The 12,793-nt window shown below is 71.0% G+C and carries 10 protein-coding genes, 1 tRNA gene, 1 pseudogene and 1 other annotated feature; of the genes and pseudogenes, 4 read left to right on the top strand and 8 right to left on the bottom strand.

Going from position 1 to position 12,793, the window contains the following annotated elements; all coding sequences use genetic code 11:
- Positions 1-16: 16 nt before the first annotated feature.
- The 7 genes from BLV24_RS04975 to BLV24_RS05005 all read right to left on the bottom strand — a co-directional run bounded on the left by BLV24_RS04975 (position 17) and on the right by BLV24_RS05005 (position 6,569).
- On the bottom strand, positions 17-961 hold the full coding sequence (locus tag BLV24_RS04975) for an AEC family transporter (RefSeq protein WP_092680276.1): 945 nt from the start codon (positions 959-961) through the stop codon (positions 17-19).
- Positions 962-1,090: 129 nt separating this feature from the next.
- The gene (locus tag BLV24_RS04980; RefSeq protein ID WP_092680277.1) at positions 1,091-1,882 is read right to left on the bottom strand and encodes an MBL fold metallo-hydrolase; all 792 of its coding nucleotides are present in this window, start codon (positions 1,880-1,882) and stop codon (positions 1,091-1,093) included.
- Between the two features lie 8 nt (positions 1,883-1,890).
- A complete protein-coding gene (locus BLV24_RS04985; RefSeq protein ID WP_092679990.1) occupies positions 1,891-2,697 on the bottom strand; it encodes a TatD family hydrolase in 807 nt (268 codons plus the stop codon).
- 63 nt (positions 2,698-2,760) lie between these two features.
- A complete protein-coding gene (locus tag BLV24_RS04990; RefSeq protein WP_092679991.1) occupies positions 2,761-3,954 on the bottom strand; it encodes a DNA polymerase III subunit delta' in 1,194 nt (397 codons plus the stop codon).
- On the bottom strand, positions 3,954-4,673 hold the full coding sequence (gene tmk, locus BLV24_RS04995; RefSeq protein WP_092679992.1) for a dTMP kinase: 720 nt from the start codon (positions 4,671-4,673) through the stop codon (positions 3,954-3,956). The genes BLV24_RS04990 and tmk overlap by 1 nt, the downstream gene beginning before the upstream one ends.
- A complete protein-coding gene (locus BLV24_RS05000) occupies positions 4,663-5,850 on the bottom strand; it encodes a D-alanyl-D-alanine carboxypeptidase family protein (protein ID WP_092679993.1) in 1,188 nt (395 codons plus the stop codon). Before BLV24_RS05000 ends, tmk begins: the two co-directional genes overlap by 11 nt.
- Positions 5,847-6,569 (bottom strand): hypothetical protein, encoded by a 723-nt coding sequence (locus BLV24_RS05005; RefSeq protein ID WP_143040218.1) that lies wholly within the window; start codon positions 6,567-6,569, stop codon positions 5,847-5,849. The genes BLV24_RS05000 and BLV24_RS05005 overlap by 4 nt, the downstream gene beginning before the upstream one ends.
- Before the next feature lie 455 nt (positions 6,570-7,024).
- On the opposite strand from BLV24_RS05005, the gene BLV24_RS05010 reads away from it, so the two are divergent.
- From BLV24_RS05010 to BLV24_RS05025, 4 genes and pseudogenes are all read left to right on the top strand, one after another.
- A tRNA-Ser gene (locus BLV24_RS05010) sits at positions 7,025-7,112 on the top strand.
- Between the two features lie 440 nt (positions 7,113-7,552).
- A pseudogene (locus BLV24_RS22380) lies at positions 7,553-7,924 on the top strand (DUF4145 domain-containing protein); the annotation flags it as partial.
- Between the two features lie 496 nt (positions 7,925-8,420).
- Positions 8,421-8,948, top strand: coding sequence for a DEAD/DEAH box helicase family protein (locus tag BLV24_RS22385; RefSeq protein ID WP_245710383.1), 528 nt, complete (start codon positions 8,421-8,423; stop codon positions 8,946-8,948).
- A 50-nt stretch (positions 8,949-8,998) separates the two neighbouring features.
- Positions 8,999-10,323 (top strand): IS3 family transposase gene (locus BLV24_RS05025; protein WP_425426075.1). Its coding sequence is split into 2 segments (ribosomal slippage): positions 8,999-9,335 and positions 9,335-10,323, totalling 1,326 coding nucleotides; the frame shifts between segments, so codons are not numbered across the junction.
- Positions 9,322-9,450: a sequence feature (AL1L pseudoknot), on the top strand. (Overlaps the previous gene by 129 nt.)
- 286 nt (positions 10,324-10,609) lie before the next feature.
- On the opposite strand, the gene BLV24_RS05030 is transcribed toward BLV24_RS05025, so the two are convergent.
- Positions 10,610-12,550 (bottom strand): TRAP transporter permease, encoded by a 1,941-nt coding sequence (locus BLV24_RS05030; RefSeq protein ID WP_092679997.1) that lies wholly within the window; start codon positions 12,548-12,550, stop codon positions 10,610-10,612.
- Positions 12,551-12,793 lie beyond the last annotated feature (243 nt).

Consider the following 12,793-nt stretch of genomic DNA (forward strand, 5'->3'; position numbering starts at 1 on the left):
CCCCCTCACGCCCGCGTCAGGGCGCGATCTGGTGCAGCAGCGTCAGCCAGCCCGAGGCGGTGAAGATCGACAGCGTGGTCGCCACCAGCACCGTCGAGGCCGCCACTCCCGAGGCCCGCGCATACATGGTCGCGAAGAGATAGGCGTTGATCCCCGGCGGCATCGAGGCGGTGACGATGGCCGAGCGCAGGAAGTTCTCCGGCAGCTCGAACACCAGGTCGCTCATCGCCCAGGTGATCAGCGGGTGCAGGATCAGCGCCAGCGCCGAGGCCATCAGCGTCTCGCCGATGCCGTCGCGCACCTTGTAGCGGGTCATCGCGCCCCCCAGCGCGAACAGCGCCACCGGCAGCCCGCCGCGGCCGAGCATCTGCACGCCCTCGAACACCGGATCGGGGATCGGAATGCCGAGCAGGTTCCACGCCATGCCGATGGCGAGCCCGATGGTCAGGGCGTTGCGGAACATCATGCGGGCGGCGGCCTTGGCCGTCTCCAGCCCCGAGCGCCCGTCGGCCCGCGCCATCTCCATCGCCACGATGCCGACCAGGTAGCAGAAGGGCGCGTGGATCGAGAGGATGGCGTAGTTGCTGTCCAGCGCCGCGACGCCGTAGGCGCGTTCGGTCACCGGCACGCCGAGCAGGAGGGAGTTGGAGAACAGCGCGCAGAAGCCGATGGCCACGGCCTCTCCGGGGCGTCGCTTGAAGATCAGGCGCGCGCCCAGATAGCCGACCCCGAAGGAGATCAGCGCCCCGAGATAGAAGGACAGCATCAGCCGCAGGTCGAAATTGGCCGCGAGGTCCAGCCGCACCACGCCCGAGAACAGCAGCAGCGGCATGGCGATGCCGGTGCAGAAGCGCAGCAGCACGTCGACGGCGGAATCCTGCACCAGCCCCGCCTTCACCGAGGCGTAGCCCAGCCCGACGATCACGAAGACCGGCAGGACGATGATCAGAATCTCGGTCACGCGCGGTCCTTCGTTCGGCATGTCGGAAGGGGCGCGCGGCCGGGCGCGCACGCCTTCCGCCCCGGCTGGCGGGGGAGGGTCGGGAAGAGAGGGATCGGGAGGCGCCGCGCGCGGGAAGGCGCGCCGCGATCAGACATCGAAGCGCAGCACCATGCCGTCATGGGCGGGATCGACATTGTCGGGGGTCTCGGCCCGCATGCGTTCGTAGTCCAGGTCCACATGCATGTTGGTCAGCACGCCCCGGCGCACGCCGGAGCGTTCGATCCAGCCCAGCGTCTGCTCCAGATGGCTGTGCGTGGGATGCGGCGTGTAGCGCAGCGCGTCCACGACCCAGGTGTCGGCGCCCTCGACCTCGGCCCAGGCCTCGTCCGTCATCTCCGACACGTCGGGCAGATAGGCCAGCGGCCCCATCCGGAACCCCAGCGCGCGGATCGAGCCGTGCTGGACCTCGAAGGGGCGGAACACGATGTCGCCGCCCTCTCCGAACACCGTGACCGGGCCGTCGATGGTCTTGAGGTTGAGGATCGGCGGATAGGGCGAGCCCTCGGGCTGCACGAAGGCGTAGCCGAAGCGGTCGATCAGGCTTTCCTGGCAGACCGGCGTGGCCCAGACCGTCAGCCGGCGGCGGCGGTTGAAGACGATCATGCGCAGGTCGTCGAGCCCGTGGACATGGTCCGCGTGCTCATGCGTGTAGATCACCCCGTCGAGCAGACCGACGCCGGCATCCAGCAGCTGCGCGCGCATGTCGGGGCCGGTGTCGATCAGGACGCGGGTGATCCCCTGCCCCTCGGTCTCGCGCTCCACCAGCATGGCGCAGCGGCGGCGGCGGTTCTTCGGATTGGTCGGGTCGCATTCGCCCCAGACGTCGCCCAGCCGCGGCACCCCGCCCGAGGAGCCGCAGCCGAGAATGGTGAAGCGCATCTCGACGCTCACGCCGCGTCCTCCGCGGTCCAGGCGGCGGCCTTGGCGAACAGGCGGTCGAAATTGGCGGTGGTCGCGGCGGCGAAGTCCTCGACGGATATGCCGAAGACCTCCGCGCCGGTGACCGCGGTCATCGCGGTATAGGCGGGCTCGTTGCGTTTGCCGCGCTTGGGCTGGGGGGCGAGATAGGGGCTGTCGGTCTCCACCAGGATGCGGTCCAGCGGGGCGGAGGCGAAAATCTCGCGCAGGTCCGTGGATTTGCGGAAGGTCGCGATGCCCGACATCGACAGGTAGAAACCCAGGTCCAGCATCGCCCGCCCGAGTTCCGCCGAGGACGAGAAGCAGTGCATGACGCAGGAGAACGCGCCGGCCGCGTGCTCCTCGGTCAGGATGCGGGTCATGTCGGCGTCGGCGTCGCGGGAATGGATGATCAGCGGCAGGCCGGTGCGGCGCGCGGCCTCGCAATGGAGGCGCAGGCTTTCCTGCTGCACGGCCCTGGTTTCGACCGAGTAGTGGTAGTCGAGCCCGGTCTCCCCGATCCCCACCATCTTGGGATGGCGCGCGATCTCCACCAGCTTCTCCACCGTGGGCGGCGATTCCTCGTGGACGTGCAGGGGATGCAGGCCGGCGGCGTAGAACACCGGGGCGTGGGTCTCGGCGATGGCGCGGACCCGGGGCTCGCCCGCCATGGAGGTGGCGATCGAGACCATGCGCGTCACGCCGGCGGCGCAGGCGCGGGCGACCACATCGTCGATCTCCTCGGCGAAGTCGGGGAAATCGAGGTGGCAGTGGCTGTCAACAAGGGTCGGCGGCAAGGAAACGGGCTCCGGACCGGGGCGGGGAGAAGGGCGCGCGCCGGGCGCGTCCGGGGCGCGCCGTCAGCCCCCCGCCGCGCGGCGGGCGGCGGCGTCCAGCGCGCCGAAGGTATCGAGGATGATGCGTTCGGGGTCAAGGTTGACGGCGCGGGCGCGGGCGGCCCGCGCCGGAATGTCCTGCGCGGCCTCGGCCCAGGCGCGGGCGGCGGCGGGGGTGGGCGACAGGCGCGCGGCCAGGACGGCCTCTCCCGGCGCGGCCTCGGGATCCGGCGGGCGGCCCGCCCCGGCGCGGGCGAGGCGCGAGGTCAGCAGGCCGACCAGCCGCAGGGTCGCGTCGAAGCGCGCCTCCGCGTCGCGTCCGGCGGCGGCCGACGCCCAGTCGTGGAACGCCGCCCGGTCCATCCCCGGCGCGCCCTGCGCCAGACGCACGAGGCGGGCGTAAAGCTCCGGCCCGCCTTCCGCCGCCAGCCGCAGCGCCTCGCCCGCCGATCCGTCCGACAGGGCGTGCAGCGCGGCCTCGGCGGGATGCGCCTCGGGCGCGCCCTGCCCGGCCTTGGCGGCCTCCGTGGTCTGGGCGGCGGCGACGGCGGCCGACAGCGCCGGCGGGTCCAGCCGGCGCAGCGCCAGGGCCCGGCAGCGGGAGCGGATGGTGGGCAGGATGCGCGAGGGCGCGTGGCAGACCAGCAGGAAGATCGACCGTTCCGGCGGCTCCTCGATCAGCTTGAGCAGCGCGTTGGCCGCCTGCGGGTTGAGATCGTCGAGCGCGTCGATCACCGCCACCCGCCAGCCGCCATCCGCGGCGGTGTTGGCGAACAGCCCGTGCAGGGCGCGGGCGTCGTCGGCCACGATGCGGGTGCGCAGGCGCTTGGTCTTGTCGTCCCAGGACCGGCGCAGCAGACGCAGGCGCGGTTCGGACAGGGCCATCAGCCGGCGGAAGGCGGGTTCGTCCGGCTCCATCTCCAGGGTGGCGGGCGCGGGCGGCTCCTCCATCCCCGCGCCGAACAGGCCGGGGGCGGGGGCGGGCTGCGCGATCAGCGCGCGGGCCATGCGCCAGGCGAGCGTGGCCTTGCCCACGCCGCGCGGCCCGGTGAGCATCCAGGCATGGTGCAGCCGCCCGCCGGCCCAGGCGTCGAGAAAGGCGGCCTCGGCGGCCTCCTGCCCGAACAGGACCGGGGTCTCGCGCGGATGCGGCGCGCCCTCGACCCGGTCGGCCTCGGGCGGGGTCTCGACTTCGCCCTCATAGGGTTTGCGCGCCATCAGGCGGGCTCCAGCAGCGGGGCGAGCGCCGCGTCCACACGCGCCGCCACCGCCTCCGCCCCGCCCGAGGCGTCGATCAGCCGGCAGCGCGCCGGGGCGCGTTCGGCCAGCGCCCGAAAGCGCGCCCGCACCGATTGGTGAAACGCCAGCCCGAGGCGTTCGAAGCGCAGCTCCTCGCCGCCGCGCGCGACCCCGCGGGACAGCGCGATTTCCGGATCGAGATCGAAGATCAGCGTCGCGTCCGGCTCGATCCCGATGACCAGCGCGTGCAGCGCCTCGGCCATCTCGGGGCTGGGACCGGGGAGCCCGCCGACGCCCGCATCCCGCGCCGCCCCCTGATAGACCCGCGTCGAATCCGCGAACCGGTCGCACAGCACCACCGCCCCGCGCGCCAGCGCCGGCACGATCACCCGCTCGGCATGGTCGCGGCGGGCGGCGTTGAACAGCAGCAGTTCCGAGACCGGCGACCAGCGCCCGGCCTCCCCCTCCAGCACCAGCGCGCGGATCTGCTCGGCCCCGGGCGCGCCGCCGGGCTCACGCGTGGCGACGACTTCGCGGCCCGCCGCGCGCAGACGCTCGGCGAGCCGGCGAAGCTGGGTGGACTTGCCGGCCCCGTCGCCGCCCTCGAAGCTGACGAAGAGGCCGCCGTCCCGCCCCCTGCCCGGCCCGCTGCCCGGTCCCGCCTCCGATACCGTTGCGGCGCCCGGCTCAGCCGCCATCGCCGGCGTCCTGGACCTCGCCCACCACGTCGCGGATCAGCAGGCCCGCGGCGGCGGACAGCCGGGTGAGGTAGCCGCCCCGCGCCACGTCCTCGGACGCGATCACGGGCAGGATCAGCGGCGCCATCTGCGGGGATTCCACCACCAGTTCCGCCACCTTGTCGCCCTTGGCGATGGGCGCCTCGATCGGGCCGTCATAGCGGATGGTGGCGGTCATGCCGCGCTCCGCCGCGAAGGGGACGGTGACCAGCGCGTCCGAATCCACCGTCAGGCCGACCGTGCCCTGCGCGCCCAGCCAGACCTCGGCCCGGCCCAGCGGCTGGCCGGCGGTGTAGAGCGTCGCGTTGCGGAACTCGCGGAACGCCCAGTTCAGCAACCGCTCGGATTCCTGCGCCCGCGCCCGCGAGGACGGCAGCCCGCCGATCATGAACAGCACCCGGCGTCCGTCCCGGATCGCCGAGCCGACCAGCCCGTAGCCGGCTTCCTCGGTATGCCCGGTCTTGAGCCCGTCGGCCCCCAGATCGGCGTAGAGCAGCGGGTTGCGGTTGCGCTGCGCGACGCCGCCCCATTCGAAGTCGGTTTCGGCGAAATAGCCGTAATGTTCGGGGAAATGGGTGATGATGCGGTTGGCCAGGAACACCAGGTCGCGGGGCGTCATCTCGTTTTCGGGATGCGGCCAGCCGGTGGCGTTGCCGAAGGTCGACCGCAGGCCCAGTTCCCGCGCGCGATCGGTCATGCGCGCGGCGAAGGCCTCCTCGGACCCCGCCAGCCCCTCGGCCAGCACGATGCAGGCGTCGTTGCCCGACAGCACGATGACGCCGCGGATCAGGTCCTCGATCCGCACCCGCTCGCCGATCTTGACGAACATCTTGGAGCCGCCCATGCGCCAGGCCTTCTCCGACACCAGGAAGGTGTCGTCGAGCGACAGGCGCCCGGATTCCAGCGCCTCGAACACCATGTTCAGCGTCATCAGCTTGAGCATGGAGGCCGGGGGCGCGGGGGCGTCGGGGTCCTTGGATAGCAGTTCGGCGCCGGTTTCGACGTCGATGACCAGCGCCTCCTTCGCCTCCAGGTCGAGGGCGGCGGCGGGGGTCAGGCCCGGGCCGGCGAGGGCCAGAAGGGCGGCGAGTGCGGGCGCGAGCCCGCGCAGGGCGGAACGGGATCGGGGGGCGGTCATGCGGAGAGGTCGCTCCTGGAAACAGACCCGAGGGCGGTCCGGAGGGGGAGGGTCAGGGCGGCGGCCGGGCGCGGCGCGTCTCCGGCGGCCGGGCGCGCCGGCGGCGAGGGGCTGGCGCTGGGGGCGCCCGGCGCGCCGGGGTCCCGAAGGCCGGCGGCGGCCGCGGAGGGCGGGGCGGGCGGCGGGGCAAGGTCATGCGCCGGGCGGGCCGAGGGCAAGGCGGCGACGCGCGGCCCCTGCCCCGGTCGTTCCGGCGGGCTGACCATGAGCGGCGCGGCGGCGCGGATCGCCGGCGGCGCGGCGGCGACGCTGGCGGGTTCGGCCGCCTGTTCCGGCGTCACCGCCAGCCGCATCGGCGCGCCGGGGATCAGCTCCAGTTCGCGGGCGAGATCGGCCGAGACCACGAACCCGGTCATCCGCGGCCCGCCCCGGATGCCCATGATCCGGGTTTCGACGCGCTTGCCCTCCGGCGTGACGACGATGGCCGCGCCGGCGCGCCGCACCCCGGAATGCGCGATCCAGGAGCCGCCCATGGACGGGCCGCCATCCCAGATCGCCACATCCTCTAGGACGCCGCCCGTCTCGGGCGCGTCCGCGGGCGGGGTCCGGGCCGTCGCCATGGCGCCGGGCGTTCCGGCCGCGGGCTGCGCGTCCGTCGCGGCGGCGGCCGTGGCGGCGACGGCGGCGGACTGGTCGGTCTCCCGCGGCTCGGAGGTCACGGTCTCCGCCGCGTCCGACGCGTGGTCCTGCGGCCCGGCGTCCGGCGCCTGGACGGTCGTCTCCGCGGGCGCAGTTTGGGAGGTCGCGGGCTCCTCGACCTTCGGGCGGCTCGGCGCCGGCGTCGAAGCGGCGGTGTCCGCGGCGGCCTGTTGCGCTGCGCGGGATGCCGCCGTCTCCGCCGACGCCTGCCCCGCCAGGATCACCGCGCCTAGCGCTACCAACCCGAACGCGAAAGGCCCGAACGCAAGAGGATCCCGCGCCATGGCCGCGCCGCGCCATCCGCGCCTGGCCCCAGGCTTTCCCGTGAGCTTCCCAGTGGGTTTCGCCATCGCGCCGGTCATCGCGCATCCTCCGCACACTGCTTCGCCGATCAGGCTACAGGAGCGCCCGTCCGGAGGAAACCGCCCGCGACGGTCTGGACGCGGCCTTCGCGCGGCGCTACCCGATGGGTGAAGGAAGGGTGGCAGAGTGGTCGATTGCTCCGGTCTTGAAAACCGGCGTGCGGCAACGCACCGTGGGTTCGAATCCCACCCCTTCCGCCAATTTTAAGTATTTTAATTTTTATTTTCAGGGCCTTAACTAGCCACATCGCCGGGTCACCCCTCACTTCACCCCTCATTTTCAAAGCGATGCGCTGATGCGCGCTGCGACTCTATCGCTTGTGTTTCGCCTCCCCGCCATGTCGGCTTTCGCGTCGAATGCCCATCAGGCCGTGAACGCCCGGGCGGCGTAGAGCAGGATGAAGCCGAAGGGCGTCCAGCTTTCGTCCCAAGTCAGCGACAGCATCTGAGACCGCCTGCAGCGGCGATGGCCTCGCCGCTCATATCCTCGTCGTCCGCCAATGCCCACCCCCGCAGCCTCCGCATGACTCCGAGGTGAACGCCTCGCGCCCGTCGGGCAAGCGCCCATCGTCCCATCGCGGCTCAGGTCGTCCCGCCGTCGCCACGTTCATTTGCGGTTGTCGGACCGTCTCTCCCCCGCGATGATCGCGCCAAGCCCGCATCCAGCCGGGCGTCCTTCATTCGGGACGAACCCTTTGCGCGACAGTCCGAATTTCTCGCCCCTCGCGGAGCACGACGCGCCGCTGGCCACGCTCGCCAGCCACGCCGAGCGCTATTTCCTCGACGACGCCAACACAGCCCTGATCAAGACCCGCCAGTTCGCCGAACGGCTGACCGTGGTCGTCGCCGAACGCTCAGGCCTCGCGCCGGAGCCGCAGGACACGTTCTCCGCCCTGCTGGGCAAGCTGCGCAGCGCCGACGCGATCCCGCGTGACGTGCTCGACATGCTGCACCGGCTGCGCAAGGAGGGGAACGAAGCGGTCCACGGACATGAGGGGGAAAGGCGGCAGGCGTTCGAGGCTTTGAGGCTGTGCCACCGGCTGGGCGTCTGGTTGCGCGCCACGCTCACCAACCGCCCCGACCTGACGGTCGCCTTCACGCCGCCACGGCTGCAAGACGACGATTCGGCCGAGTTGAAGGCGGAGCGGGACGCCCTCCTGGACGAGGTCGCGCGCCACCAGACCGACCGGGAGCTTGTGGAGCAGGCGCTCGCAGCGGCGGAGGAGGCGCGGCTGGACGCGGAGGAACGCGCGCGTCCGGCGGAGGAGGAACGCGAGGTCTTCGAGGCCCTGGCGCTCGACTTCGAAGCCCGCGCCGCAGCGTTCAAGGCCACGCCGGCGACGGCCTTCGTCGCGGCCGCTTTCGACTCCGCCCGGAACATGGACCTGGACGAAGCCGACACGCGGGTGCTGGTGGATGAGCAGTTGCGCCAGGCGGGGTGGGAGGTCGATACGCGCGAGCTTCGCCATGGCAAGGGCGCGAGGCCGGAGCGCGGCGCCAACCGCGCGCATGATCGGCGCCAAGACCTTCGCGGAGATTTTCGGACTGCACGGGCTGAAGGAACGCGACATCGGACGGGATGCCAAGGAGCATGTCCGCACGGTGCAGAGCCTCGTGCGGCGGGTGCTGGACGCGGCCCCCGAAGATCGCCCGCCAATCGACCAGTACGACCTGATCCTGATCGACGAATGCCACAGGGGCTACCTGCTGGACCGCGAAATGAGCGCGGCCGAGGCGACCTTCCGTGACGAGGCGGACTACGTCTCTAAATACCGTCGCGTGGTGGAATACTTCGACGCCGTCACCATCGGCCTGACCGCGACGCCGGCGTTGCATACGGCGGAGATCTTTGGCGAGCCGGTGTTCCGCTATAGCTACCGTGAGGCGGTGGTCGACGGCTGGTTGATCGACCACGATCCGCCGCACCTGATCCGGACGGCCCTGAGCGCCGCGGGCATCCAATTCAAAGCCGGCGAGACCATCGAGGCCCTGAACCCTCGTACCGGCGAGATCGACACCGCCGAGCTGGAGGACTGAACCGCTCCGGGTTTGCCGGAGGCTCCAACTCCTGAGCCGGATGGAGCATCATGAGCAAGACCACGAACAAGTTTTGCCCTGATGTGCGCGAACGCGCGGTGCGGCTGGTGCTGGACACCGAAGGCCAGCACGGCTCGCGTTGGCGGGCCGTCGTGTCGATCGCCGCAAAGATCGGCTGCTCGGCGCAAACGCTGAATGACTGGGTCAAGAAGGCCGAGGTCGACAGCGGCAAGCGCGCCGGCGTCCCGACCGAGTTGGCCGAGAGGATGAAGGCGCTGGAGCGGGAGAACCGCGAACTGCGCCAGGGTGAGGAGGGTCAGGAAACGGTCCAGTGGATCGTTTCCCCGACGAACGAGATCCTGCGCAAGGCCAGCGCGTATTTCGCGATGGCGGAGCTCGACCGCCGGTCGAAGTGATGGTGGGTTTTATCGACGCGCACCGGGATGCGCACCGGGATGCGCACGGGGTCGAGCCAATCTGCAGCGTTCCGCCGATCGCCCCCTCCACCTGTTACGATCACTTGGTCAGGCGGGCTGATCCCGCCCGGCGGTCGGACCGTGCGCGTCGGGACGAGGCTCTGCGCCCCGAGATCCGGCGTGTGTTCGAGCAGAACTGGCGGGTCTACGGCGTCCGGAAGGTCTGGCGGCAGCTTCGCCGTGAGGGTTTCGATGTGGCCCGCTGCACGGTCGCGCGGCTGATGAAGAGTATGGGTATTCAGGGCATTATTCGCGGCAGGCCGCACAGGACGACGATCCCTGACAGGAAGGCGCCCAGCCCGCTGGACAAGGTGAACCGCCAGTTCCGCGCGCCCGCCCCAAACAGGCTGTGGGTGTCGGATTTCACCTATGTCGCCACATGGAAAGGCTGCGTCTATGTGGCTTTCGTCATCGACGCCTATGCCCGCAAGATCGTCGGCTGGCGCGTCAGCCCCTCGGCGCATGCAGGGTTCGTGCTCGATGCCCTGGAACAGGCAGTGCATGATCGCCGCCCCGGGAAGGGCATGGGGCTGGTTCACCATAGCGACCGCGGTTCGCAATACCTGTCCATTCGATACAGCGAACGGCTGGCCGAGGCAGGCATCGAATCCTCGGTCGCTTCAGGGACTTACGCGGCCCCACTGGGGCCACGGTCCCCTTTCGCCGTCGGCGACAGCTACGACAACGCGCTCGCTGAGACGATCAATGGGCTGTTCAAGGCCGAGGTCATCCACCGCCGCGGACCGTGGCGCAGCTTCGAAGCTGTCGAATACGCGACCCTCGGATGGGTGGACTGGTTCAACAACCGCCGCCTTCTCGAGCCCATCGGGAATATCCCGCCAGCCGAAGCTGAAGCAAACTTCTACACGGCTCCGGAAACTGAAAACATGGCCGCATAACTAACCGTAACCAGCCTCCGGCAAACCCGGCGCGGTTCAGTCACGCCCGCCCCGCATCGGCCCGGCCGCAAATCAGCGCTTCCAGCCCCGCCTCAAGTCCTCCGAACAAGCGCATGAGAACGGCCCGTGGCCGAGGCTTCTTCCGCCGCTCGCGCGCGGTCCGATGGTCTCGCGCGTGAGATGAGGACGCCGGTCGTCCTCGCCGTCACCCCAAGCCTCGCGCGCGTCGGAGGATAGCCCGGCCCGCCGCGCAGGCGGCGGGCCGGGAGGCGTCAGGGGCCCGCGTTCAGGTGGCCGCCAGCCGCGCCTGGCGGTTGTCGCGCCACACCCAGGCCGCCAGCGCCGCCGAGACCACGCCGCCGACCAGCGTCGTCGCCAGCCCCGGGAAGCAGAAGGCGAAACCCGCCGCCGCCATCGGGATCCGCAGGATCGGGCGCACCCTGCCCGCCCCCAGCAACCAGCCCTCGAGCCCGCCGGACAGCACCATGATCCCCACCACGATCGAGGGCAGCACCCAGATCAGCGGCGTCAGGTCCCCCTGCAGCACCAGCGCCGGCTGGAACAGGAAGAACAGCGGCACGAAGTAGATCACCACGCCCAGCCGCATGGCGGTGAAGGAGGTCTTCATCGGCTTGGCCCCGGCGATCGTGGCCGCCAGGAAGGCCGCGGCCCCGACCGGCGGCGTGATCACCGACAGCATCGCGTAGTAGATGATGAAGAAATGCACCGCGATGGTGTTCAGCCCGCCGACCTCGATGATCGCCGGCGCCAGCGTCACCGCCAGGAAGATGTAGGCGACGATGGCGAGCCCGGCCATGCCCATCACGAAGCAGGCCAGCACCCCGAAGAAGACGATCAGGTAGATGTTGCCGCCCCCCATCGCCACCAGCCCCGAGGTCAGCGCCCCGGTCACCCCGGTGATGGTCAGCGCCGAGACCACGAAGGCGATGGGCAGGATGATCGCCGCGGTCTGGGTGACGAGAATCCCGATCTGGCGCGCCGTCTCGAACAGGCGGCGCGGGGTCATCATCGTGGCGCGGTTCAGGAAGGACAGCCCGATCATCAGCACGCAGGCGTACCAGGGCGCGTAATATTCCCACCGCATGTAGAGCAGGCCCCAGATCAGGAAGGCCAGCACCGACAGATACGGCCAGCCCCGCACCAGGACCGAGCGCAGGGGCGGCGCGTCGCCCTCCGTCCCGCCCTTCATGCCGGTCCGCGCCGCATAGGCGTCCACCTGCAGCATCAGCCCGAAATAGAACAGCAGCGAGGGCAGGATCGCCGCCACCATCACGGTGGCGTAGTCGACCCCGATGGTGATCGCCATGACGAAGGCGATGGCCCCCATGACCGGGGGCATCACCACGCCGCCGGTGGAGGCGCAGGCCTCGATGGCGCCGGCGTAATGGGGCGGATAGCCCACCTTCTTCATGGTGGGAATGGTGATCGAGCCGGTGCCCGCGATGTTGGAGAAGATCGAGCCCGACAGCGATCCGAAGAACCCCGAGGCCACGATCGAGACCTTGGCCGGCCCGCCCCGGTACTTGCCGAACCCGGCGTTGGCGAGGTCGATGAAGAACTGCCCCGCCCCCGTCGCCAGCAGCACGCCGGCGAAGACCAGGAAGCCGAGGATGATCTCGGCCACGATCTTGGTGGTGATGCCCATCATGCCCTCGGTGCGGAAGACATGCGCCTCGATCATGCGCTCGAAGCTGTAGGGAATGCCCATCAGCAGGCCGGGGAAATAGTCGGCGACCAGCGGATAGGTCCCCAGCACCAGCACCACCAGCAGGAACGGCAGCCCGCCCGAGCGACGCGCCACTTCCAGCATCAGCAGCCACATGACCACGCCCGCGGGCACGTTCATCCAGCCCGCCTGCAGGATGTCCCAGGCGTGGGCGGCGAACCAGAAGCTGATCCCGATCACCGCCACGGCGGCCGCGATGTCGTAGAGCGGCAGCTTGCGCTGGCGCGGCGTGGCGGGCAGCGCCACGAAGGCGGCCGCCGTGAACAGGCCGATGAAGATCCAGTAATACTGCCCCTCCAGCAGCCGCTGACCGGCGATCGGGATGCCGAACACATAGGCGAGCCCCATGCCCAGGCCCGAGAGGCACAGGATCACGAAGACGATGCTGACGGGGGAGAAGAGATCGCCCAGCCGGGTGATCTCGGAGGGGGGCGTCGCGTCCTCCGGCGCTTGCGGCGGGTCGGCGGCGATGTCGGTCATGGGGAGACGATCCGGTTCCAGGGGGCGGGGAACGGGCCCGCGCCGCGCCCCGCGTCCCCCGGCGACGGACCGGCGAGGGCGTGGAGAGGACGGCGCGGGCCGGATTGGCCAGGTCGCGAACGGCGCGCAGGCTCGAAAGCCGGCGCGGCGGCCGGGGCGGGAGGCGACGCGAGCGTCGGGCCCAGAGCGGGGCCGGAGTCGGGGCCAGAATCCGAGCCGGGATCGGGGCCGGGATCGGGCCAG

Origin of the sequence: Albimonas donghaensis, from assembly GCF_900106695.1 — a bacterium.
GTDB lineage: Bacteria > Pseudomonadota > Alphaproteobacteria > Rhodobacterales > Rhodobacteraceae > Albimonas > Albimonas donghaensis.

Bases quoted from the DNA above. Each gene is read 5' to 3' on its own strand.
- BLV24_RS04980 (WP_092680277.1), bottom strand. From the start codon at position 1,882: ATGCGCTTCACCATTCTCGGCTGCGGCTCCTCGGGCGGGGTGCCGCGG.
- BLV24_RS04990 (WP_092679991.1), bottom strand. From the start codon at position 3,954: ATGGCGCGCAAACCCTATGAGGGCGAAGTCGAGACCCCGCCCGAGGCC.
- BLV24_RS05000 (WP_092679993.1), bottom strand. From the start codon at position 5,850: ATGACCGCCCCCCGATCCCGTTCCGCCCTGCGCGGGCTCGCGCCCGCA.
- BLV24_RS22385 (WP_245710383.1), top strand. From the start codon at position 8,421: ATGATCGGCGCCAAGACCTTCGCGGAGATTTTCGGACTGCACGGGCTG.
- BLV24_RS05030 (WP_092679997.1), bottom strand. From the start codon at position 12,550: ATGACCGACATCGCCGCCGACCCGCCGCAAGCGCCGGAGGACGCGACG.
- tmk (WP_092679992.1), bottom strand. From the start codon at position 4,673: ATGGCGGCTGAGCCGGGCGCCGCAACGGTATCGGAGGCGGGACCGGGC.